Origin of the sequence: Salinispora vitiensis, assembly GCF_000378825.1 — a bacterium.
In the GTDB taxonomy this organism is placed as follows: Bacteria; Actinomycetota; Actinomycetes; order Mycobacteriales; family Micromonosporaceae; genus Micromonospora; species Micromonospora vitiensis.
Window position 1 is genome coordinate 2719449 of record NZ_KB900388.1, and the last position, 21987, is coordinate 2741435.

Here is a 21987-nt window from a genome sequence, read left to right on the forward strand (position 1 = left end):
GCCGGGCACGCCACCGCTCAGCGTTCCGCGACCACCATGGCCGACGCGATGCCCCCGTCGTGCGACAGCGACAGGTGCCACCGGTTGGCCCCCCGCTCGAGGGCCGCCGCCGCGACCGTGCCGGAGACGGTCAACCACGGCCGGCCGTCCGGATCCGGCACGATCTCGCAGTCGTGCCAGCTCAGCCCGCTCGGTGCACCGAGCGCCTTGGCCACCGCCTCCTTCGCCGCGAAGCGGGCGGCGAGCGACTCGGGCGAACGGGCGTTACCAGAACTGGTGTACCGCTCGGCTTCGGTGAAGAGCCGGTCGGCGAGCAGCGGCGTCCGGGTCAGCGCACGCGCGAACCGCTCCACCAGAACCACGTCGATGCCGACCCCGACGATCATGCGCCCACCCTACCGGCGCGGTGTCCCGCGCATGCTGCCGTTGCCGCCACTCTGGATGCCCCACCGGGCCGGAGTGCGTGGGCCCGTCGGCCGGCGGGCCCATCGCGTTCCCGGCGCCCCTCGGTACTCACTCGACGGTGACGGACTTCGCCAGGTTGCGGGGCTGGTCGACGTCGTGGCCCCGGGCAGCGGCGATCTCCGCGGCGAATACCTGCAACGACACGGTGGTCACCAACGGTGCGAGCAGGGTCGGCGTACGCGGTACGTAGATCAGGTGGTCGGCGTACCGGACGACAGACTCGTCCCCCTCCTCGGCGATCACAATCGTCCGGGCGCCCCGGGCCCGCACCTCCTGGATATTGGAGACGATCTTGTCGTGCAGCATGCCGCGGCCGATCGGCGACGGTACGACGCAGATCACCGGGGTGCCCTCGTCGATGAGCGAGATCGGGCCGTGCTTCAACTCGCCCGCGGCGAAGCCCTCGGCGTGCATGTACGCCAGTTCCTTGAGCTTCAGTGCGCCCTCCAGGGCTACCGGGTAGCCGACGTGCCGACCGATGAAGAGCACCGTCGACTCGGACTTCAGCTCCCGGGCCAGCTCGCGTACCGGCTCGATCCGCCCCAGCAGCTCGCGCAGCTTGCCCGGAATGTCCTGGAGCTGGGTCACCACCGCGGCGACCTCGTCGGCGAACTTGATCCCGCGCACCTGGGCCAGGTGCAGGCCGATCAGGTAGCAGGCGACGAGCTGGGTCAGGAACGCCTTGGTCGAGGCGACTGCGATCTCCGGCCCACCGTGGGTGTAGAGGACCGCGTCGGACTCGCGGGGAATGGTGGAGCCGTTGGTGTTGCAGATTGCCAGGACGCGCGCCTTCTGCTCCTTGGCGTGCCGCAGCGCCATCAGGGTGTCCATCGTCTCGCCGGACTGCGAGATCACCACGATGAGAGTGGATCGGTCGAGCACCGGGTCGCGGTAACGGAACTCGCTGGCCAGCTCCACCTCGCAGGGGATCCTGGTCCAGTGCTCGATCGCGTACTTGGCGACCATTCCGGCGTGGTACGAGGTGCCGCAGGCGACGATGAAGATCTTGTCCACGTCGCGCAGGTCCTGGTCGCTGAGGCGAACCTCGTCGAGCATGATCTCGCCGGTCTCGGTGAGCCGGCCCAGCAGCGTGTCGGCGACGGCCTGCGGCTGCTCCGCGATCTCCTTGAGCATGAACCAGTCGTAACCGCCCTTCTCCGCGGCGGAGGAGTCCCAGTCGATGTGGAAGTCCCTGCCGGTGGCGGGCTGGCCGGCGAAGTCGGTGATCTCGATGCTGTCGGCGGTGATCAGGACGATCTGATCCTGACCCAGCTCGATCGCTTCGCGGGTGTGCTCGATGAACGCCGCGACGTCGCTCGCCAGGTAGTTCTCGCCGTCGCCCCGGCCGACGACCAGGGGTGAGTTACGCCGCGCGCCGACCACCGCGCCCGGAACGCCGGCGTCCACGGCGAGCAGGGTGAAGGCGCCCTCCAGGCGCTGACAGACGACCCGCATGCCGGCGGCGAGCAGCTGCGGCCCCTCCGGATGCCCGGCGGACCGCAGGTCGGCGAGGGCCCCGGCGAGCAGGTGGGCGGTGCACTCGGTGTCGGTGTCGCTGCCGAACTGGACCCCGTCGGCCTCCAGCTCGGCGCGCAGCTTCGCGAAGTTCTCGATGATGCCGTTGTGGATCACCGCAACCCGTCCGTCCGGCGAGAGGTGCGGGTGGGCGTTGCGGTCGGTGGGGCCGCCGTGGGTGGCCCACCGGGTGTGGCCGATCCCGGTGACCCCGTCCCCAATCCCGATCGGGGACGCGGCGCAGGCCTCCGGATCCCGCGCGGACCGCTCAGCGAGAACCTTCTCCAGGTTGGCCAGCTTGCCGGCCTTCTTCTCCGCCAGCAGCTCGTCCGCGCAGATGATGGCGACGCCGGCCGAGTCGTAGCCGCGGTACTCCAGCCGTCGCAGCCCATCGAGCACAATGCCGAGCGCCGGACGCGCACCGGCGTAACCCACGATTCCACACATGGGTGGCAGCCTAACCCAGTTTCACTCATCCGGTGTGCTCGAAAGAAGGGTAAACACGCATCCCCCTTGACTGAATGGTGCGAGCCGCTACCGAGCGTCACGAAGGACGATCGGCGACCGCGGCGGGTTGAACCGGCACGGACAGTCCGTAGGCTGACAGACGTGACGACCACCCACGTCGATTCCCTGGTAGCCCGAATGCGCCCCTTCGGGACGACGATCTTCGCCGAGATGTCCGCCCTCGCCGGCCGTACCGGGGCGGTCAATCTCGGGCAGGGCTTTCCGGACACTGACGGCCCGCCGGAGATGTTGGCGGCCGCCGCGGAGGCGCTGCGCGGCGGACAGAACCAGTACCCGCCCGGGCCCGGCATCCCCGCACTCCGCACCGCCGTCGCCGCACACCAGCAACGATTCTGGGGCCTGGAGTACGACCCCGACGGCGAGATCGTGGTGACCGCGGGCGCCACCGAGGCGATCGCGGCGGCGATCCTGGGCCTCTGCGAACCCGGCGACGAGGTGGTCTGCTTCGAGCCCTACTACGACTCGTACGCCGCCTCGATCGCGCTCGCCGGCGCTCGCCGACGCCCCGTGACGTTACGCCCCGAAGCAGGCGGGCGGTACGCGGTCGACCCGGCCGAGCTGCGCGCCGCGTTCGGGCCCCGTACCCGGCTGGTGCTGCTCAACTCCCCGCACAACCCCACCGGCAAGGTCTTCACCCCCACCGAGCTGGCCCTGGTGGCCGAGCTGTGCCACGAATACGACGCGTACGCGGTCACCGACGAGGTCTACGAACACCTCGCCTTCACCGATGCCGCCGCCCGCCATATGCCCATCGCCACGTTGCCCGGCATGTGGACGCGAACGCTGCGGATCTCCTCGGCCGGCAAGACCTTCTCCTGTACCGGCTGGAAAGTCGGCTGGGCGAGTGGGCCGGCGTCACTGGTGTCGGCGGTCCTGCGGGTCAAGCAGTTCCTCACCTTCGTCAACGCCGCGCCGTTGCAACCCGCGGTCGCGGTGGCGTTGGGCCTGGCCGACAGCTACTTCACCGAGTTCCGGGCGGGGATGCAGGCCCGCCGGGACCAACTCGTCACCGGCCTCGCCGACGCCGGATTCGGGGTCGGACCACCCGAGGGCACCTACTTCGTCACCGCCGACGTGACACCGCTCGGCGCCCGAGACGGAGTGGAGTTCTGTCGCGCGCTGCCGGAACGCTGCGGCGTGGCCGCGGTCCCGACCCAGGTCTTCTACGACGACCCGGAGACCGGTCGGCAGCTGGTCCGGTTCGCCTTCTGCAAACGCCCGGAGGTCCTGGCCGAGGCCGTCACCCGGCTGCGGCGGCTGGCCTGGTGAGCGTGCCCCGCCGGCAACCATCGCCGACGGGGATGCACCACGTCAGCTGACCGGGCTGGCGGTGCGGACCTGCTCGGCGATCCGCTCGGCCACCGCCTGCGCCGTCGTCTCGGTGCCGGCCTCCACCATCACCCGGACCAGTGGCTCGGTGCCCGAGGGACGCAACAGGACCCGGCCGGCTTCGCCCAACTCGGCCTCGGCCCGCGCGACCTCGGCCCGCACGGTCGGAGCCGCCGCACCCACCGTACGGTCACCGACCGGCACGTTGATCAGAACCTGAGGCAGCGGAGTAACCACGGCTGCCAGCTCGGCCAGGGACTTACCGGTCCCCGCCATCCGGGACATCAGGTGCAGGCCGGTCAGCACGCCGTCGCCGGTGGTCGCGTGGGCGGGCATCACGATATGCCCGCTCTGCTCGCCACCGAGCGCCAGGCCGGAGGCGCGCAGCTCCGCCAACACGTACCGGTCACCGACCTTCGTCTCGACCAGCCGAATCCCCTCCCGCGACATGGCAATCCGCAGGCCGAGGTTACTCATCACGGTCGCGACCAGGGTGTCGTCGGTGAGCGTGCCGGCCTCCCGCATCGCCAGTGCGAGGATCGCCATCACCTGGTCGCCGTCCACCTCGTCACCGTCGGCGCTGACCGCCACGCAACGGTCGGCGTCGCCGTCATGGGCGATGCCCAGGTGCGCGCCGTGCTCGACGACGGCCTGCCGGAGCGCCGCCACGTGGTTGGAGCCGCACTCGTCGTTGATGTTGAGGCCGTCGGGCTCCGCGTGGATCGCGACCACCTCGGCGCCGGCCTCCCGGTACGCCGCCGGTGCCACCTCGGCGGCGGCGCCGTTGGCACAGTCCACCACGACCTTTATCCCGTCCAGCCGGTGTGGCACGGTGCCGACCAGGTGCTGCACGTAGTGGTCGGCGCCGTCGAGCAGGTCGTGGACCCGGCCGACCTCCGCACCGACCGGGCGCTCCCAGGCGGTCGTCGCGTTCGTCTCGACCGCCGTCTCGATCTTCATCTCGATCTCGTCCGGTAGCTTGTGCCCACCGGCGGCGAAGAGCTTGATGCCGTTGTCCGGCATGGGATTGTGCGAGGCGGAGAGCATCACCCCGATATCGGCCTTGGCCTCCGCGGTGAGGAACGCCACTGCCGGGGTCGGCAGGACGCCGACCCGTACGACGTTCGCGCCGGCACTGGTCAGCCCGGCCACCACCGCGGCTTCCAGCATCTCGCCGCTGGCCCGGGTGTCCCGGCCGACAACGGCCAGCGGGGGGTGGCTCCGATCCGCCTCGGCGAGGGTGTGCGCGGCGGCAACCGCTACCGCGAGCCCCAACTCGGGCGTGAGATCCGCGTTCGCCCGTCCCCGTACCCCGTCCGTGCCGAACAACCGACCCATTCCCGTCAAACCTCCGATGCGACTGCCGATGGTGAAAAACGGAAACGGCCGGGCCACCTCCGTTCGCAGGAGGCGGCCCGGCCGTCCGTCAGAAGTACAACGAGCAGCTGATCGTCAGCGCTTCGAGTACTGAGGAGCCTTACGGGCCTTCTTGAGGCCGTACTTCTTGCTCTCCTTGACCCGCGCGTCCCGGGTCAGGAAGCCGGCCTTCTTGAGCGCCGGACGGTCGTCCGGCTCGCTGGCGATCAGCGCGCGGGCGATGGCCAGCCGAAGCGCACCGGCCTGACCGGTGGTGCCGCCGCCCCGCAGGTTCGCGATGACGTCGAACTGCTCCGCCTTCTCGGTGGTGACCAGCGGGTCCTTGATCAGCTGCTGGTGCACCTTGCTCGGGAAGTACGCCTCAAGGTCGCGGCCGTTGCAGGTGATCTTGCCGGTGCCCGGGACGATCCGGACCCGGACGATGGCCTCCTTGCGGCGACCCACGGTCTGGATCGGCCGGTCACCAAGGGGCGCGCGGACGACGGGCGCCAGCGCCTCGGCGGCCTCGGGGGCGACCTCGGTGGCGATGATGTCGGTCATGCTGCTTCCTTCGCCCGCGCTCACTGCGCGATCTGCTTGATCTCGAACGGCACTGGCTGCTGCGCGCCGTGCGGGTGCTCGGCACCGGCGTAGACCTTCAGCTTCTTGATCAGCTTCCGGCCCAGCTTGTTGTGCGGGAGCATGCCCTTCACGGCCAGCTCAACGGCCCGCTCGGGGCGCTTGGTCAGCAGCTCGTCGTAGCCGACCTGCTTGAGACCACCGGGGTAACCGGAGTGCCGGTAGGCGATTTTCTGCTGCCGCTTGTTACCGGTCAGCGCGACCTTGCCGGCGTTCACGATGACGACAAAGTCGCCCGTGTCGACGTGCGGCGCGAAAGTCGGCTTGTGCTTGCCGCGCAGCAGCGTGGCGGCATGGGTGGCCAAGCGGCCCAGCACGACATCAGAGGCGTCGATAACGTGCCACTGACGCTCGATCTCACCCGGCTTCGGGCTGTACGTACGCACAGGTTTACCTTGTCTCGTCGTCGGTCTGGGGCCTGCGCACCGGGTGACCATGACTTTCGGCCGAGCCAGCGCGCACGAACGACCAAGCGCACCTCAGACGGCACGCCCCTAGATGTCGCACAACAGCAGGTAACGATACCCAACGCCGGGCCAGCCGGCAAAACGGGGTCCGGTCGGCCCGGCGGGCCGGGCCGGGGCCGCCGGGCTTCGCACTCACGGCGCCGGTCGCCGATGATCGAAATCACACCCGAGCCGAGGCCAGCCGGGCCCCCGGGCGCAGGTACACCGCCCACGTCAGCACGGTCAACAGCAAGAAGAAGCCGACATAGAACCACAGCGCGGGCTGGATGCTGCCGTACGCCGACTTTGCCCATGCGTAGCAGATCGGGACCAGGAAACCGCCGAAGGCGCCGACCGCGGAGATGATCCCGAGCGCCCCGGCCGCCTGCCGGCGCATGGCACGCATGATCTCCGGAGAACCGCCGAGCTCCTCCCCCCGCACCTGGAAAATCCGAGAGATCATCCGGTACGTCGATCCGTTGCCAACCCCGGTGGCCACGAACAACAGCATGAAGGCCAGGAAGAAGAGCTCCAGCCACCGCTCCTGTACCGACCACAGCGCCAGGTACGCACCGCCGGTCATCAGCACGAAGCTGGCCACGGTGATCCGGGCGCCACCGACGGCGTCGGCGAGACGACCACCGAAGGGCCGGCAGAGTGAGCCCACCGCCGCACCGAGGAACGCCCAGGACAACGCGATGTCGGGCCGGCCGAAGACCCCGTTGAGCAGCGTCGGGAAGGCCGCCGAGTAGCCGATGAAGGAGCCGAATGTGCCGACGTACAGCAGCGACATGATCCAGGTGTTCCGGTCCCGCAGTGAAGACCAGACCGGCCCTACGTCCGCCTTGGCCTCGACCAGGTTGTCCATGAACAGGTAGGCACAGACCGCCGCGATCACCGCGAGCGGGAGGTACATCAGGCCGGCCCGGGCCAGCGCTAGGCCACCGCCGAGCACGATCACCTGCGGCACCAGGAACTGCACGACGGCGACCCCGATGTTGCCGCCCGCCGCATTCAGCCCAAGCGCCCACCCCTTCTCCCGCTCCGGGTAGAAGAACGAGATGTTCGCCATGCTGGAGGCGAAGTTCCCGCCGCCGAACCCGGCCGTGGCCGCGATCAGCAGCAGCGGCACGAAGCCAATCTCCGGGTGCTCCACCGCCCAGGCCAGCCCGGCGGCCGGAATGATCAGCAGCAGGGCGGAGATCACGGTCCAGTTCCGCCCACCGAAGACCGGCACCGCGAAGGTGTACGGCAGTCGCAACAACGCGCCGACGCCGCTGGGCACGGCGGTCAGCCAGAGCGCCTGACTGGTGGTGAGCGTCCAGCCGACGTCGTCCAACCGAACCACCACGATGCTCCAGAGCAGCCAGACGGAGAACCCGATGTGCTCGGCGAAGATCGAATAGATGAGGTTGCGCCGGGCGACAGCCCGGCCGGCGGTCCGCCAGAAGTGCTCGTCCTCCGGATCCCAGTGGCCGATCCAGCGGCCCCGGCCGCGGTGCAAGTCGACCTCCTCCGCGGTGGTCGTCGCGGGCACGCTCGTCGTCATCAGGCGCTCCTTCCGGCCGGGGGCCGTCCTAGCCCGCCGGCCGCACCGGTTGGTCGGTGTCGAGCGGGCCCGGCTGGAACCTAGGAAGCCGGCGTTACCGCAGCGTTCGTCGCCGGATTCGAGGAGGCAACGGTGCGCGCACCGAGCCGGACACCGGCCGGTGAGGAGCGCTCCCGGTCAGCAGGGCTACCGGCGGGTGACTCAGAGCTGTTGCAGGATGCGCAGCGCCCGGCCAACCCGATGCATGACCTCGTGGTCGGCTACGTCCACGCACTCGGAGAACCACTGCTTCATCGGCGAGGAGAGCCGGTCCGGCATCACCACCCGCTCGCCCATCGACACCGCGAGGGGGGAGTCCCGCAGCAGCGCCGTCTCCACCACCTCCGCCACGATCACGATCGGCACCGCGGTGGAGTTGTAGACGTCGGAGCTCACGACCAGCCCCAGCCGCTCCCGGGCCCCCGAGATCCGCCAGACCTCGCCCCTATGCAGCACGCGGACGGCCACCGCGGAGCAGGTCGGTGACCAGCCCCACCTCGTGGGCGTCAGCGAGCGCGGGGGTTTCCCAGTCGAGACCGGCACGGCTGACCGCGTCGGCGTGGGCGGAGAAGACCGCCCGCAGCGCCTTCTCCCGAGCGGCCTGGTCCATCCAGGCGGACAGGGAGAGCCCCTCGCGGCGGGCGAACCACCGGGCCTGCTCGATCGTCTCGTCGGCGAGCGACAGGGTCACCTTGGCAGTCATGCCGGCAGCCTACCCAGGGGTACGACCATCAATCAGCCCACCGAGGTGGTGCGTCCGACTTGACCGGACCGAAACATGTGGGAACCGGGCCGGAAACCCCCTACCGGCACGCTTCACCGGCATGACAGACGGTACGCGCCCCGCTACCGCATCCGGACAACCCCACCTCGAGGCGGCGACACACTGCCCGTACTGCGCGCTCCAGTGCGGGATGACCCTGCGCGAGACGGCCGACGAGGTGGCCGTACTTCCCCGCTGGTTCCCCACCAACCAGGGCGGGCTCTGCCAGAAGGGCTGGACCGCCGCCGAGCTGCTGGACCACCCGGATCGCCTCACCACCGCGCTGCTTCGCGACCCGGCCAGCGGCGAGCTGCGCCCGGCGAGCTGGGAGGCGGCCCTGGACCGGATCGTTACCGGCATCCGGACCGTCCAGGCCAACCACGGGCCGGACGCGGTCGCCGTCTTCGGCGGCGGGGGCCTCACCAACGAGAAGGCGTACGCGCTGGGCAAGTTCGCCCGGGTGGTGCTCCGAACCCGACACATCGACTACAACGGGCGGTTCTGCATGTCGTCGGCGGCTGCCGCCGGGATGCGCGCCTTCGGTGTCGACCGTGGCCTCCCCTTCCCCCTGGCCGACCTGGGCACCGCCGACACCCTGCTGCTGGTCGGCGCGAACCCGGCCGAGACGATGCCCCCACTGGTGCGCTGGCTGACCGCGCAACGCCGCCAGGGCGGGCGGCTGATCGTGGTGGATCCGCGCGTCACCGCCACCGCCCGCCAGGCCGACCTGCACCTACAGCCACTACCCGGCACCGATCTGGCGGTGGCCAACGCGCTGCTACACATCGCGCTCACCGAGGGGTTCGTGGACCACAGCTACGTCGCCAGCCGCACCACCGGCTTCGACGAGGTTCGTCGGACGGTGGCGGAGTGGTGGCCGGCCCGCGCCGAGGCACTGTCCGGGGTGTCGGTCGCCGATCTGGAGACGACCGCACGAGCACTGGGCGGCGCCCGCCGGGCGATCATCCTCACCGCCCGCGGCGCCGAGCAACACGCCAAGGGGGTCGACACCGTCACCGGGTACGTGAACCTGGCGCTCGCCCTCGGCCTGCCCGGCCGCCCCGGCTCCGGTTACGGCTGCCTGACCGGACAGGGCAACGGCCAGGGCGGCCGGGAACACGGCCAGAAGGCCGACCAACTTCCCGGCTACCGCCGCATCGACAACCCCGCCGACCGAGAGCACGTCGCCGCGGTCTGGGGCGTACCAGCGGAGGAGCTACCGGGGCCCGGGGTGCCCGCCTACCGGCTACTGGACTCGCTCGGCACCCCGGACGGGCCGAAGGCCCTGCTGGTGTTCGGCTCCAACCCGGTGGTCTCCGCGCCCCGGGCGGCCCGGATCGAGCGCCGCCTGCACGACCTCGACCTGCTGGTGGTCGTCGACTTCCTGCGCTCCGAGACGGCGGCCCTCGCCGACGTGGTGCTGCCGACCGCGCAGTGGGCCGAGGAGGACGGCACCATGACCAACCTTGAGGGGCGGGTCCTGCGTCGGCGGGCGCTCCGCACCCCACCGCCCGGCGTCCGTACCGACCTGGAGCTCCTCGCCGCCCTCGCCACGGCGCTGGAGCAGGGCCCCGGACGCCCGACCGACCGGGACCGGGAGCCCGCTCTCTCGCCCGAGCCACAGGTGGTGTTCGAGGAGCTCCGCGCGGCCTCGGCCGGCGGGCTCGCCGACTACGCCGGGATCAGCTGGGAGCGGATCGACGCGCAGGAGGGCGTGTTCTGGCCCTGCCCGGAGCTCGACGGGCCGGACGCCCCGCGGCTCTTCGCCGACCGGTTCCCCACCCCCGACGGGCGCGCCCGATTCCACGCCGTGCAGCACCGACCCGCCGCGGAGCAGGTGTGCGCCACCTACCCGCTGCACTTCACCACCGGCCGGGTACTCGCCCAATACCAGTCGGGAACGCAGACCCGCCGGGTACCCGCGCTGCACCGGGCCGCGCCAACGGCCTTCGTCGAACTGCACCCGGACGTGGCCGACCGGCTGGGGGTGGCCGATGGCGAGCCGGTCCGGGTGCGCTCCCGCCGGGGCGAGCTGGTCGCGCCGGCCCGGCTCAGCCCGGCGATTCGACCGGACACCGTCTTCGCCCCGTTCCACTGGGGTGGCACCGCCCGCGCCAACACGATCACCAACGACGCCGTCGACCCGATCTCCGGGATGCCGGAATTCAAGATCTGTGCGGTCCGGGTGGAGAAGGTGGCGGCGACGTGACCAACCGAATCGTGATCATCGGCAACGGGATGGCCGGTACCCGCCTCGCGAGTGAGCTCTCCGCCCGCGGCGGAGACCAGAAGGTAACCGGTTTCGGGACAGAACCACACAGGGCGTACAATCGGATCATGCTCTCCACCCTGCTGGCTGGAGCGATCGGGGAGCCGGACGTGCAGTTGGCCGAGGCCGCCGGACACGGAGTCGACCTGCACACCGGGGTCTGCGTCACCGCCATCGACCGCGAGAACCGTGCCGTCCGCACCGACCGGGGCGACCGGATCCACTACGACCACCTGGTCCTAGCCACCGGTAGCCGCGCCGTCGTCCCCCCACTGGCCGGGCTGACCGGCGGGGAACTACCAGAGCGGGTGGTGTCGTTTCGCACCCTCGATGACTGCCGCCGCATCCTCGCGGTTGCGGACCGGGCCCGCCGCGTGCTGGTGCTCGGCGGCGGACTGCTCGGCCTGGAGGCGGCCCGCGGGCTCGCCGGCCGCGGGCTCGACGTGACGGTGGTGCACCCGGTGCCGTACCTGATGGAACGGCAACTCGACCCGGCCGCGGCGGCCGTGCTCGCCGACACGCTCGCCGACCTCGGGGTAACCACCCAGCTGGCCGTACCGGCCACCGCCGTGCTCGCCGACTCCCGCGGCGTCCGCCTCGAACTGGCCGACGGCCGGTCGCTCGACGCCGACCTGCTGGTGCTCGCCTGCGGCGTACGCCCGGACACCGCGCTCGCCACCGCCGCCAACCTGGCCGTACGGCAGGGGGTCCTCGTCGACGACCAGCTGCGCACCAGCGACCGGCGCATCTCGGCCATCGGCGACTGCGCCCAACACGGCGACACCCTGACCGGTCTGGTAGCCCCGGCCTGGGCCCAGGCACGGGTGCTGGCGCAGGTACTCAGCGGCACGGACCCGTCGGCCCGATACCAGCCGAGACCGGTGGTGACCCGGCTCAAGACCGCCGGCATCGACCTGGCGGCGATGGGTGACCCCGGCGACGGCCCCGGTGAGGAGCTGACCTTCACCGACCCGGCCGGTGGCACGTACGCCCGGCTACGAATCAACCACGAACGGCTGACCGCCGCGATCCTGGTGGGCGACAACCCCTCCGTCGGTACGGTCATCCAGCTCTTCGACCGGGGGCATCCGGTGCCCAGCGACCGGCGGTCGCTGCTGCTCGGCCGGGCACCCGGCCCGGGACCGGCGGAACCGGCCACGACACCGGCGCTGATGCCGGCCGCGGCGACGGTCTGCCACTGCAACAACGTCAACAAGGGAACGCTGGTGGAGAGTTGGCGCAACGGGGCGCGGACGGTTGACGAGGTGATGGCGGCCACCCGCGCCGGTACGGGCTGCGGCTCCTGCCGGGACGCGGTCACCGGCATCACCGATTGGCTCTCCACTGTGGAATCCACGGAGGTGGAACGATGAAAAATAGCCGGCTGGTCGTCGTCGGCAACGGTATGGTCGGGCAGCGGTTCGTGGACGCGTTGCGCGCCCGCGACAGCGAGGGCCGGTGGCGGGTGACCGTGCTCGGCGAGGAGTCCCGGCCCGCTTACGACCGGGTGCGTCTCTCCGCCCTCTTCGACGGGGTGGACGCAGATGAACTGAACCTGCACACCCCGGATCCGCAGGTACGGCTGCGGCTCAACACATCGGTCACCGCGATCGACCGGGCCCGACGCGTCGTGACGACGACCGACGCTGAGTACCCGTACGACGCGCTGGTGTTGGCCACCGGCTCGGACCCCTTCGTCCCGCCGATCGACGGCGCCGACCTGCCGGGCGTCTTCACCTACCGCACCCTGGACGACCTGGCCGCGATCCGCGCGCATGCCCGGGGCCGCCGACGGGGCGCGGTGATCGGCGGTGGGCTGCTCGGCCTGGAGGCGGCGAACGCGCTGCGGCTACTCGGGCTCGCCACCAGCGTCGTGGAGGTCGCACCGCGGCTGATGCCACTGCAGGTGGACACCGCCGGCGGGGCGCTGCTGCGCCGCTACGTCGAGGAGCTGGGCGTCGCCTGCCACCTCGGGGTCGCCACCACCGCGCTGCACCCCGGTTCGGACGGCACGGTGGCCCAGCTGGAACTGGCCGACGGCAGTCGGATGGACGCCGACCTGGTCGTTGTCGCCACCGGCATCCGTCCCCGGGACGAGCTGGCCCGCGCCGCCGGCCTGCCCCTTGGCAGCCAAGGCGGGGTGCTGGTTGACCACACCTGCCGCAGCGCCGACGAGCGGATCTGGGCGGTCGGCGAGTGCGCCGCCGTGGACGACACCTGCCACGGCCTAGTCGGGCCCGGCTACGCGATGGCGGAAACGGTGGCCGACCGGCTGGTCGGTGGGGCGGCCACCGTCTCCGAACCGGACACCGCCACCAAGCTGAAGCTGCTCGGCGTGGACGTCGCCTCCTTCGGCGACGCCCACGGCACCACCCCGGGCTGTCTCGACGTGACCTTCTCCGATCCGGCCACCCGGGTGTACGCGAAGCTGGTCCTCTCCGACGATGCGCAGACGCTACTCGGCGGCGTACTGGTCGGCGACGCCGACGCGTACCCGACGTTGCGGGCCAGCGTCGGGCAGGCGTTGCCCGCCGCGCCACTCGCGCTACTCGCCCCGGCCGGAGCGGGCTCCGGGGCGGCGGCGCTCCCCAGCTCCGCGCAGGTTTGCTCCTGCAACGCGGTGACCCGCGCCGATCTGGACGCGGCGATCGCCGACGGTGCGACCGACGTGCCGGCGTTGAAGGCGTGCACCCGGGCCGGCACCAGCTGCGGCTCCTGCGTACCGATGCTCCAGCAGCTACTCGACGCCGCCGGAGTTGGGCAGTCCCGCGGGCTCTGCGAACACTTCGACGTGAGCCGCCAGGAACTCTTCGACCTCATCCGGGTCCGGGAGATCCGCACCTTCTCCAGCCTGATCGCCGAGTACGGCCGCGGCGATGGCTGTGACATCTGCAAACCGGTGGTGGCGTCGATCCTGGCTTCCCTCGGCACCGGGCACCTCCTCGACGGCGAGCGGGCGTCGCTACAGGACACCAATGACCACTTCCTGGCCAACCTGCAGCGGGACGGCAGTTACTCGGTCGTGCCCCGAATCCCCGGTGGCGAGATCACCCCGGAGAAGTTGATTGTGCTCGGCGAGGTGGCCCGGGACTTCGCGCTCTACACGAAGATCACCGGCGGGCAGCGCATCGACCTGTTCGGTGCACGGGTGGAGCAGTTGCCGCAGATCTGGCGCCGGCTGGTCGACGCGGGCTTCGAGTCCGGCCACGCGTACGGCAAGGCACTGCGGACGGTGAAGTCATGCGTCGGGTCCACCTGGTGCCGATACGGGGTGCAGGACTCGGTCGGGTTGGCCATCGCGCTGGAGCTGCGCTACCGCGGGCTCCGCGCCCCCCACAAGATGAAATCGGCGGTCTCCGGCTGTGCCCGGGAGTGCGCCGAGGCCCGCAGCAAGGACTTCGGCATCATCGCCACCGACGCCGGCTGGAACCTCTACGTCGGCGGCAACGGCGGATTCCAGCCCCGGCACGCCGACCTCTTCGCCACCGACCTGACCACCGAGGCGCTGGTACGGCTGGTTGACCGGTTCCTGATGTACTACATCCGCACCGCGGACCGGCTGCAACGTACCGCCGCCTGGATCGAGGCGATGGACGGCGGCCTGGAGCACCTCAAGGCCGTCATCGTGGACGACTCGCTCGGGCTCTGCGCCGATCTGGACGCGGCGATGGCCCGACATGTGGGGGCGTACTCCGACGAGTGGCGCGACGTCCTCGATGATCCGGCCCTGCTGGGCCGGTTCACCTCGTTCGTCAACGCTCCCGAGGTGCCCGACCCCTCAATCCGATTCACCGCCGAACGTGGACAACGGGTACCGGCGGGGGTCGGGGGGACCGAGAACCGACAGCCCGTCGGGCTGGGAATGCCGGAGGTACAGCGATGACCGCGCAGCCGCAGGAGTGGACAGTGGTCTGTCCACTGACCCGCCTGGACCCGGGTCGGGGGGTGGCAGCGCTCGTCGACGGCGTCCAGATTGCGCTGTTCCGTACCGCCAACGACCTATTCGCCATCGACAACCAGGACCCGGTCACCGAGGCGTACGTGCTCTCGCGCGGCATCGTGGGCAGCCGGGACGGTGTCCCGACAGTCGCCTCCCCACTGCACAAACAGGCATACGACCTGCGTACCGGGGACTGCCTGGACCGACCGGGCGTCGCGGTCCGGCGGCACGAGGTGCGGTGTCAGGACGGGCTGGTCGAGGTACGGCTACGAAAGGAGGAGTAGATGCGCGACGAACTGGCCGGCTTCACCGTCGGGGTGACCGCCGACCGGCGTCGGGAGGAACTGGCCGCGCTACTCCAGCGGCACGGGGCCCGGGTGGTCTTCGCGCCGGCCCTACGGATCGTGCCACTCGCCGACGACACCGAGCTGCGCGCGGCGACGCGAGCATGCCTCGATCGACCACCGGATGTCCTGGTGGCCGACACCGGGATCGGGATGCGGGGCTGGCTGGAGGCGGCCGAGGGCTGGGGGCTGGCCGAGCCGCTACGCGCGGCGCTGCGCGGAGCGTACGTGGTGGCCCGCGGCCCGAAGGCCCGCGGCGCGATCCGGGCCGCGGGCCTGCACGACCAATGGTCGCCCGGCTCGGAAAGCTGCGCCGAGGTGGTGCAACACCTGCGTGACCGGGGGGTTGCCGGCCAGGTAATCGCCATGCAGCTGCACGGCGGAGCGCAGCCCGAGTGTACGAGGGCGCTGGTAGCCGCCGGCGCGACCGTGGTCGCGGTGCCGGTCTACCGCTGGGCCCCGCCGACCGACCCGACCCCACTGCATCGACTGATCGACCTGGTCGCCGACCGGATGGTGGACGCGGTGACGTTCACCTCGGCACCGGCCGCCGAGGCGTTGCTGCACGCCGCCGGGGGCCGGGCCGACCGGGTGCTCGACGCGTTCCGGGGTCCGGTGCTGGCGAGCTGCGTGGGGCCGGTGACCGCGGAGCCGCTACGGCGGCGGGGGGTGCCGGTCAGCGCCCCCGAGCGGGCCCGGCTGGGCGCTCTGGTCCGAACGATCGTGGCGGAGCTACCGCGGCGCGCGGTCACCCTGAAAGCCGCCGGTCACCTACTCACCCTGCGTGGGCACGCCACCGTGGTCGATGGTGAGCTGCGACCGCTGGCGCCGGGCCCGATGGCGGTGCTGCGGCGACTGGCAGCGTCCCCGGGGCGGGTCCTGTCCCGAGCGGCGCTGCTCCAGACGCTGCCGCGCGGGGCGGACGAACACGCGGTGGAGATGGCGGTGGCTCGGCTACGCGCCGCGTTGCGGGCCCCCGGCGTGGTGCAGACGGTGGTGAAGCGCGGCTACCGCCTCCGGGTCGACTGACGCGACCGCCGCCGCAGCCCCGGCCCGCAGCTAGGTGGCGGGCCGGGCTCGCAGACCGATGCCGGGGTACCGCTCCACCGGCGCCGGCTCACCCGACCGGAGTCGGGTGACCGCGATCGTGCTCCGCCTGCAGGCGGCTCATGGCGTGCTCGACGACGGTCACCAGCACCTTCTTGACCGAGTCCCGGCTGCGCGCATCGGTCAGCACGAGCGGCACGTCCGCCGGGATGGCGAGCGCCTCCCGCACCTCCTCCAACTCGTAGTCGGGGGCGCCGTCGAACCGGTTGAGCGCGACCACGTACGGCAGTTTACGGTTCTCGAAGTAGTCCAGCGGGGCGAAGGCATCGGTGATCCGGCGGGTGTCCACCAGGACGGCCGCGCCAACCGCACCACGGATGATCTCGTCCCACATGAACCAGAACCGAGTCTGGCCGGGCGTACCGAACAGGTACAGGATCAGATCCTGCGCCATGGTGATCCGGCCAAAGTCCATGGCAACTGTCGTTGTCTCCTTGCCCGGCACTTTGGATGGATCGTCGATGCCGACACCGGCGGCGGTCATGACCGCCTCGGTGGTCAGTGGTGTGATCTCCGAGATCGCGCCGACCAGCGTCGTCTTTCCCACGCCGAAACCGCCCGCAACGACGATCTTCGCGGAGGTGATCTCCCGACCCGCCCCGGCGGGGTCATAGTTCGCGAAGTCCACTTAGCACCCTTCCAAGCAGGTTCATCCGCTCCACAAACCCCATCGTGGGAGCGGCAGTGTGTAGCGTCAGCAAGCCCTCGGCCACCATGTCGGCCACCAGCACCCGGGTAACACCGAGGGGCATCCGGGTGTATGCGGCGATCTCCGCCAACGACTGCGCCCGGCCCTCACAAATCGTCGCGATACGGTGCTTGTCGTGCCCCGCGAAACGTGACTCGGTAACCGCCGTAGCGCTCGCGGACAGCACCGCTTCCAGGGTGATGTCCCGCCGCGGCTCCGTTCGGCCCCGAGTGACCGCATACGGACGCACCAGCGCCCCACGCGGTTCGGTCCGCCGACCTTCCATCCGCTGTCACCTCCCCTCTCGCCCGACCTGCGCCCCTTCGGCGCCGGATCTGCTCTCCTCAGATGGCGCTGCCCGGAGCTCGATGATCACGAAGAAACCGCGTCCCGAGGCAGCGGCACCAGCGCGGCACCGACCCGTTCCACCAGGAGTGCCATCTCGTAGCCAACCTGGCCTACGTCACAGCTGCGGGCAGCGAGCACCGCCATCGACGAGCCGTCACTGATGGACATCAGGAAGAGGTAGCCGCTGTCCATCTCGATGACCGTCTGCAGCACCCCGCCAGCGCTGAACATGCGGGACGCACCGTCGGTCAGACTCACCACACCGGAGGTGATCGCCGCAAGCTGATCTGCACGGTCCGCGGGCAGGTCCCGGGACGAGGCGAGCAGCAGCCCGTCGGCGGACACCGCAACCACGTGGGCGATGCCCGACACGCTGTCAGCGAAGTTACTGAGCAGCCAACCCATGTCCTGCATGGTTGCTGGCCTGTTCATCAGCTCGTCTCCTTGCTCGAAGTGCTGTTGGGGTCCGAGCCGGCCGCACGGCCGCGCTGCACGCCACGGTGATATGCCGACAGCAGGCCGCGGACTTCGTCCGGCGCCCGGCGGGTCCGTTTCCGGGTCCGGGACTCGATCCCGCCGGGTACGAGTTGCGCCTTTGGCACTCGCTTCGGCAGGCCGGAACGGGTGGTACCACCGTTGGTCGGCTCGGCAGCCTGACTGGCCCGGCTCCAACCCTCATCCGCGGCGGTGCGCCACGCATTGCCCTCGCCGACCGGAGCTCCGGAGGCGCTCGGCGGGGCCGGCGGCGCACTCGTCGGCGGCACGGCCGACGGCGCAGCCGGCGGCGCACTCGTCGGCGGCGCACTGGCCGGCGGCGCAGCCGGCGGAGGCGCACTGGCCGGCGGCACGGTCGGCGACGGCACGGTCGGCGGCACGGTCGGCGACGGCGCACTGGCCGGCGGCGCACCCAGCGGCGCAGCCGGCGGCGCACTCGTCGGCGGCACGGTCGGCGACGGCGCGGCCGGTGGCGGCACGGTCGACGGCGGCGCGGCCGGTGGCGGCACGGTCGACGGCGGCAGTCCGGCGGATGAGGAAGTGGGAGCGACGGAGTACGACGGCGCCGGGGTGGTGGCCGGCGGAGGCGTCGTCGTTCTGGGCACCCGGGTGGGTAGCTGCGGCGGGGCCGTGGAACTTGCCGTCCCGGACGGGCCCGGCGCCATTCCGTCGAAGTCCGGCCGGGTGAAGATAGCGGTCGCATCGTTGCCGTGTGTCCGGAACCAGACCGCCTCCATCTCCCGGAAGATCGGCGCCTCCGCTGGCACCTCCACCGGTGGCGCGGACGAGGGCGCCATGGCGATCGGAGCGGTGGCGGCCAGGTCCGCGCCGAGCCCACCGGTCAGTGCGCTGTCGGTGGCGAGCGCCTTGGCTGATGGCGGGTCAACTGACGGCGGTGGGGTGGCGGCCACGGTGGGGAAGGCCGCAGTCGACGGCTCCGGGCTCCGTTGGGGCAGTGGGTACGCCGCGCTGCCTGCTTCACCGGGCTGGCCCACAGCGCTGAGGCTGGGCCAAGTCTCGGTCGCCCCGGCGACTGACATCGGCGTTGTGCTCGCACCAGGGGACACCGGCACCACACCGGCATCAGCCGGCTCCCGCGTTGTGCTCGCACCAGCCGGCTCCGGCACCACACCGGCATCAGCCGGCTCCCGCGTTGTGCTCGCACCAGCCGGCTCCGCCACCACACCGGCATCAGCCGACACCAGCGTCTTCGGTAGGGCTGGCTCGGGCTGCCGCTGCTCCGGCAGGGTGGCGGCCCGCGTGGCACCCGCCATCGGGTCACCAACGCCGACCGAGGTGGACCGGCCCTGCTCCACCGCGAGTGGCTGACGCGCTCCGGTGAGCTGGGCGACCCCGTGATCAACGGGCAGCACAACCGCGGCCGTCGGCAGGGTTACCTGGGCAACGATGCCACCCTCAACGTTGCGCCGTAGTTCGACCTGAATGCCGTGCCGCTCAGCGAGCCGGTTCACCACGGCGAGGCCCATCAGCCGGAACGCCGCGACATCGACGCTCGGCGGCTCGGCCAATCGCCGGTTGAGCGAGTCGAGTTGCTCGTCGGAGAGGCCGAGACCCCGGTCTTCGACCTGGATGAGCACGTAGTCGCGGATCCGTCGCCCGTCAGCGACCACTGTGGTGTTCGGCGGCGAGAACCGGGTGGCGTTGTCGAGTAGTTCGGCGACGAGCCGGACCGCGTCATTGACCACGTTTGCGGCCACCGACACGTCCGTGTCAACGGTGCCGAACTCGATCCGGTTGTAGAACTCGACCTCGGACTGGGCGGCCCGCAGCACGTCCACCAGGAGAGCATCCTCCCGCCGCGGTACGGTCGAGTCTGCTCCCGCGAGGACCAGCAGGTTCTCGTCGTTGCGGCGCATTCGGGTGGCCAGGTGATCAAGTTCGAAGAGTCGGGCCAGCCGCTTCGGGTCCTCCTCACCACGCTCGATCGCGTCCAGTTCTCCGATCATGCGGTCGACCAGCGTCTGACTCCGGCGGGCCAGGTTGAGGAACATCGTCGAGACACTGGTCCGCAGCGCGGCCTGCTCCGCCGCCACCCGGACGGCCTCCCGGTGCACCAGGTTGAAGGCGACAGCGACCTGACCAACCTCGTCCTGGTTGCTCAACCGGATCGGTTCACGAATCTCCCGGACAATTTCGTTGATCCCGCCCTCATCAACCGCCTCAATGCTCTGCAGGCGACGTACCGCTTCCGGTAGATCATGGTTCGCCACGGCCAGGGCACCCTCCCGGAGCCGGCGCAGCGAGCGGTCCAGCGAACGGGCCTGCACCACGGCGAGAGTGATCGCGATTATCAGGGTCACCAACACCAGCAGCGTCTCGATGAAGGCCTGCCGGACGACCTCCGCACGGTACTGCTCCGTCTCGTCGAGCAACTGCTCCTGGAGCCCAACCTCGGCAGACCGCATGAGGTCATGGACAGCGCTGATGGCGGCGCTGGCCTCCTCGGCGCCGACCCGGGGCTGCTGCCCGACCGAGCGGGTGATGTCCGCGGCGACCTGATCGGACAGGGCGACCGCGTCGCCCGTGATGGCGTTCTCCGCGAGCGTGTGCTGCGGCGGGTCCGCCGCGAGGGAGAAGGCGAGCAGTGCCTGCTTCCGACTGGTCAACGTCGCCACGAAGGAGGCGTACTCTTCCTCGTCGACCCGGCCGGCGCTCAACGCGGCGTAGGCGACGGACTCCTCCTCGGCGACTGCCGCCTTGGCCCGGACGAAGGCGGCAACCGCCCGCCGGTTCTCTGTCAGCTGCTCGTCGCCGGGTAGCTGAGCGAGGCCGTCGCTGAAGGCCACCAGGTCGGCCAGGATGGCGCTGTAGCGCAACGTCGACTCGGCGACCTCCGTCGACTTACGCTCCAGCACCTGCTGGCGAATCGCGTCCAGCTCATCGAGGTGTCCGTCGATGGCCGCCACCTGGTCACTGACGGCGGCGGGCAGCTCTTCGAAGAGCTCGCGTTCCTCCCGGTATGCCTGTGCCCGCTCGTCGGTATCACCCACCCGCAGGTTGTAGGCGGCAGCGGCCGCTTCCGTCTCTTCCACCGAAGCGATATAGGCCGCAGCAGCCATTCGTTCGATATGCACGTCCTGGGCGAGGGCGGAGATGTCGATGGAAAGTTCGGTGAGCGCCTTGGCCCGCGTGGCGTCGTACGCACCCTCGCCCACTGTGATCAGACGAACAGCGCCCAGCGCGATAACCGCGGCGACCGGCACGACCAGGATCAACGCCAACTTCGAGCGGATTCGCGCTTTACGGGGCCGCGGCAGCCAACGCCGCTTCGGCTGGTCAATGTCGCCGCTTGCGGGCAGGGTCGTCGGTCTGGTGCTCACGACATCGCCTCCGTCGTTCCATCCACGCCTGAACCGCCGACCCAGGTCTGGTCCAGCAGAAGTGAAACCACGCGCGGCACGGCCGCGATTTCATCAGACGAGACCGGTTTTGGGAAGCTGAGCTGGAGCCAGAAAGGGCCCGAGGCCGGCTGGTCGATGCCGCCGGCCACGAATGCCACCAATTCAACAACGCCCTGAACAGGCGATGTAGACAAGCATTAGGGAAATGGATACGGCTTGGTAATCAGGCGCCAACTTTGCGTCACCCCAGCATGTGGGATCTTTATCCCGAAACACCTCGCCCGGCCCGCTTGACCACAAGGTTCGGCATTGGCAAGGTCTGCCGGGCCGCGCGCACACCGCGCTAGTCCGCTGGAGCGGTCGTCCGACCAGTCTGGTGTAGAGAGCACGATTGTCTGCCGCCCGCGGGCGGGCAGGCGGAGCTGCAGCCGGGGCCCGCCTCGGACGTTCGATCCGGACCTCGGGTTGACCAGACGCAGGAATCCCCGCCAAGTTCCAATAGAAGTGAGATGCGTTACCTCCCCGATTGAGGCGTCACCCCCCTCGGTGGAATCCGAGTCGCTGCTGTACGCCCAAACCGCCGTCCGGGCAGCGGCCGTTGTGGCTGCGGCGACCGTACGGGGCAGCCCTCTCCCATGAGTGCACCGCGCGCTTTCCGGCCGTAGGCCGAGAACCGACGCCAGTCACATCGAAACCGACCAGCAGACCAACAACGTCGGCCGTCGGATCCGGGGGCGGTGCACCTACTCGCCTCGGGGGCGATCCAACTACTGGCCCCGCTGGTCGAGCACAGGTATCCCGGCGA

Annotated in this window: 19 protein-coding genes; 6 read left to right on the top strand and 13 right to left on the bottom strand. The window is 70.7% G+C overall.

Features of this window, described 5'->3' with window-relative positions; genetic code table 11:
* Positions 1-17: 17 nt before the first annotated feature.
* A complete protein-coding gene (locus tag SALPAC2_RS0112580) occupies positions 18-386 on the bottom strand; it encodes a holo-ACP synthase (RefSeq protein WP_018217010.1) in 369 nt (122 codons plus the stop codon).
* 127 nt (positions 387-513) lie between these two features.
* Entirely contained in the window at positions 514-2427 is a 1914-nt protein-coding gene (glmS, locus tag SALPAC2_RS0112585) for a glutamine--fructose-6-phosphate transaminase (isomerizing) (protein WP_018217011.1), read from the bottom strand.
* A gap of 162 nt (positions 2428-2589) precedes the next feature.
* Here glmS and SALPAC2_RS0112590 point away from each other — a divergent pair, with 162 nt between their 5' ends.
* Positions 2590-3777: a pyridoxal phosphate-dependent aminotransferase gene (locus SALPAC2_RS0112590; RefSeq protein WP_018217012.1), complete on the top strand. Its 1188-nt coding sequence runs from the start codon at positions 2590-2592 to the stop codon at positions 3775-3777.
* A gap of 42 nt (positions 3778-3819) precedes the next feature.
* Here SALPAC2_RS0112590 and glmM read toward each other — a convergent pair whose 3' ends face one another.
* From glmM to SALPAC2_RS0112620, 6 genes are all read right to left on the bottom strand, one after another.
* Positions 3820-5175, bottom strand: coding sequence for a phosphoglucosamine mutase (glmM, locus tag SALPAC2_RS0112595; RefSeq protein ID WP_018217013.1), 1356 nt, complete (start codon positions 5173-5175; stop codon positions 3820-3822).
* Positions 5176-5289: 114 nt separating this feature from the next.
* Entirely contained in the window at positions 5290-5754 is a 465-nt protein-coding gene (rpsI, locus tag SALPAC2_RS0112600; RefSeq protein ID WP_018217014.1) for a 30S ribosomal protein S9, read from the bottom strand.
* Between the two features lie 20 nt (positions 5755-5774).
* On the bottom strand, positions 5775-6218 hold the full coding sequence (gene rplM / locus SALPAC2_RS0112605; protein ID WP_018217015.1) for a 50S ribosomal protein L13: 444 nt from the start codon (positions 6216-6218) through the stop codon (positions 5775-5777).
* Positions 6219-6459: 241 nt separating this feature from the next.
* Positions 6460-7827: a NarK family nitrate/nitrite MFS transporter gene (locus SALPAC2_RS0112610; RefSeq protein ID WP_018217016.1), complete on the bottom strand. Its 1368-nt coding sequence runs from the start codon at positions 7825-7827 to the stop codon at positions 6460-6462.
* Positions 7828-8028: 201 nt separating this feature from the next.
* Entirely contained in the window at positions 8029-8334 is a 306-nt protein-coding gene (locus SALPAC2_RS0112615; RefSeq protein WP_018217017.1) for a type II toxin-antitoxin system PemK/MazF family toxin, read from the bottom strand.
* Positions 8312-8569 (bottom strand): DUF6364 family protein, encoded by a 258-nt coding sequence (locus SALPAC2_RS0112620; RefSeq protein WP_018217018.1) that lies wholly within the window; start codon positions 8567-8569, stop codon positions 8312-8314. The genes SALPAC2_RS0112615 and SALPAC2_RS0112620 overlap by 23 nt, the downstream gene beginning before the upstream one ends.
* A 121-nt stretch (positions 8570-8690) precedes the next feature.
* On the opposite strand from SALPAC2_RS0112620, the gene SALPAC2_RS0112625 reads away from it, so the two are divergent.
* The 5 genes from SALPAC2_RS0112625 to SALPAC2_RS0112645 are packed head-to-tail and all read left to right on the top strand — an operon-like array spanning position 8691 to position 16211.
* Positions 8691-10838: a molybdopterin oxidoreductase family protein gene (locus tag SALPAC2_RS0112625; RefSeq protein WP_080636916.1), complete on the top strand. Its 2148-nt coding sequence runs from the start codon at positions 8691-8693 to the stop codon at positions 10836-10838.
* Entirely contained in the window at positions 10835-12271 is a 1437-nt protein-coding gene (locus SALPAC2_RS0112630) for an FAD-dependent oxidoreductase (RefSeq protein WP_018217020.1), read from the top strand. The genes SALPAC2_RS0112625 and SALPAC2_RS0112630 overlap by 4 nt, the downstream gene beginning before the upstream one ends.
* A complete protein-coding gene (gene nirB / locus SALPAC2_RS0112635; RefSeq protein ID WP_018217021.1) occupies positions 12268-14781 on the top strand; it encodes a nitrite reductase large subunit NirB in 2514 nt (837 codons plus the stop codon). The genes SALPAC2_RS0112630 and nirB overlap by 4 nt, the downstream gene beginning before the upstream one ends.
* On the top strand, positions 14778-15122 hold the full coding sequence (gene nirD, locus SALPAC2_RS0112640) for a nitrite reductase small subunit NirD (protein WP_018217022.1): 345 nt from the start codon (positions 14778-14780) through the stop codon (positions 15120-15122). Before nirB ends, nirD begins: the two co-directional genes overlap by 4 nt.
* Positions 15123-16211 carry a uroporphyrinogen-III synthase gene (locus SALPAC2_RS0112645; protein WP_018217023.1) on the top strand — a complete coding sequence of 363 codons (1089 nt, stop codon included), beginning with the start codon at positions 15123-15125 and terminating at the stop codon, positions 16209-16211.
* Positions 16212-16299: 88 nt separating this feature from the next.
* Here the strand turns inward: SALPAC2_RS0112645 and SALPAC2_RS0112650 are convergent, their stop codons facing one another.
* The 5 genes from SALPAC2_RS0112650 to SALPAC2_RS27540 form a co-directional block, all read right to left on the bottom strand.
* Positions 16300-16917, bottom strand: coding sequence for a GTP-binding protein (locus SALPAC2_RS0112650; protein ID WP_018217024.1), 618 nt, complete (start codon positions 16915-16917; stop codon positions 16300-16302).
* Positions 16898-17263, bottom strand: a complete 366-nt coding sequence (locus SALPAC2_RS0112655) for a DUF742 domain-containing protein (protein ID WP_018217025.1) — start codon at positions 17261-17263, stop codon at positions 16898-16900. The genes SALPAC2_RS0112650 and SALPAC2_RS0112655 overlap by 20 nt, the downstream gene beginning before the upstream one ends.
* 86 nt (positions 17264-17349) lie before the next feature.
* Positions 17350-17757, bottom strand: coding sequence for a roadblock/LC7 domain-containing protein (locus tag SALPAC2_RS0112660; protein ID WP_026184686.1), 408 nt, complete (start codon positions 17755-17757; stop codon positions 17350-17352).
* Positions 17757-21161 carry a sensor histidine kinase gene (locus tag SALPAC2_RS0112665; RefSeq protein ID WP_018217027.1) on the bottom strand — a complete coding sequence of 1135 codons (3405 nt, stop codon included), beginning with the start codon at positions 21159-21161 and terminating at the stop codon, positions 17757-17759. Before SALPAC2_RS0112665 ends, SALPAC2_RS0112660 begins: the two co-directional genes overlap by 1 nt.
* Positions 21158-21331 carry a hypothetical protein gene (locus SALPAC2_RS27540; RefSeq protein WP_018217028.1) on the bottom strand — a complete coding sequence of 58 codons (174 nt, stop codon included), beginning with the start codon at positions 21329-21331 and terminating at the stop codon, positions 21158-21160. Before SALPAC2_RS27540 ends, SALPAC2_RS0112665 begins: the two co-directional genes overlap by 4 nt.
* Positions 21332-21987: the final 656 nt, after the last annotated feature.

Excerpts from the sequence above, each read along its gene's own strand:
- SALPAC2_RS0112580 (WP_018217010.1), bottom strand. The coding sequence starts at position 386 with ATGATCGTCGGGGTCGGCATCGACGTGGTTCTGGTGGAGCGGTTCGCG.
- nirB (WP_018217021.1), top strand. The coding sequence starts at position 12,268 with ATGAAAAATAGCCGGCTGGTCGTCGTCGGCAACGGTATGGTCGGGCAG.
- SALPAC2_RS0112660 (WP_026184686.1), bottom strand. The coding sequence starts at position 17,757 with ATGAACAGGCCAGCAACCATGCAGGACATGGGTTGGCTGCTCAGTAAC.
- SALPAC2_RS0112620 (WP_018217018.1), bottom strand. The coding sequence starts at position 8,569 with ATGACTGCCAAGGTGACCCTGTCGCTCGCCGACGAGACGATCGAGCAG.
- SALPAC2_RS0112655 (WP_018217025.1), bottom strand. The coding sequence starts at position 17,263 with ATGGAAGGTCGGCGGACCGAACCGCGTGGGGCGCTGGTGCGTCCGTAT.
- glmS (WP_018217011.1), bottom strand. The coding sequence starts at position 2,427 with ATGTGTGGAATCGTGGGTTACGCCGGTGCGCGTCCGGCGCTCGGCATT.
- SALPAC2_RS0112625 (WP_080636916.1), top strand. The coding sequence starts at position 8,691 with ATGACAGACGGTACGCGCCCCGCTACCGCATCCGGACAACCCCACCTC.
- rpsI (WP_018217014.1), bottom strand. The coding sequence starts at position 5,754 with ATGACCGACATCATCGCCACCGAGGTCGCCCCCGAGGCCGCCGAGGCG.
- SALPAC2_RS0112645 (WP_018217023.1), top strand. The coding sequence starts at position 15,123 with ATGCGCGACGAACTGGCCGGCTTCACCGTCGGGGTGACCGCCGACCGG.
- glmM (WP_018217013.1), bottom strand. The coding sequence starts at position 5,175 with ATGGGTCGGTTGTTCGGCACGGACGGGGTACGGGGACGGGCGAACGCG.
- SALPAC2_RS0112610 (WP_018217016.1), bottom strand. The coding sequence starts at position 7,827 with ATGACGACGAGCGTGCCCGCGACGACCACCGCGGAGGAGGTCGACTTG.
- nirD (WP_018217022.1), top strand. The coding sequence starts at position 14,778 with ATGACCGCGCAGCCGCAGGAGTGGACAGTGGTCTGTCCACTGACCCGC.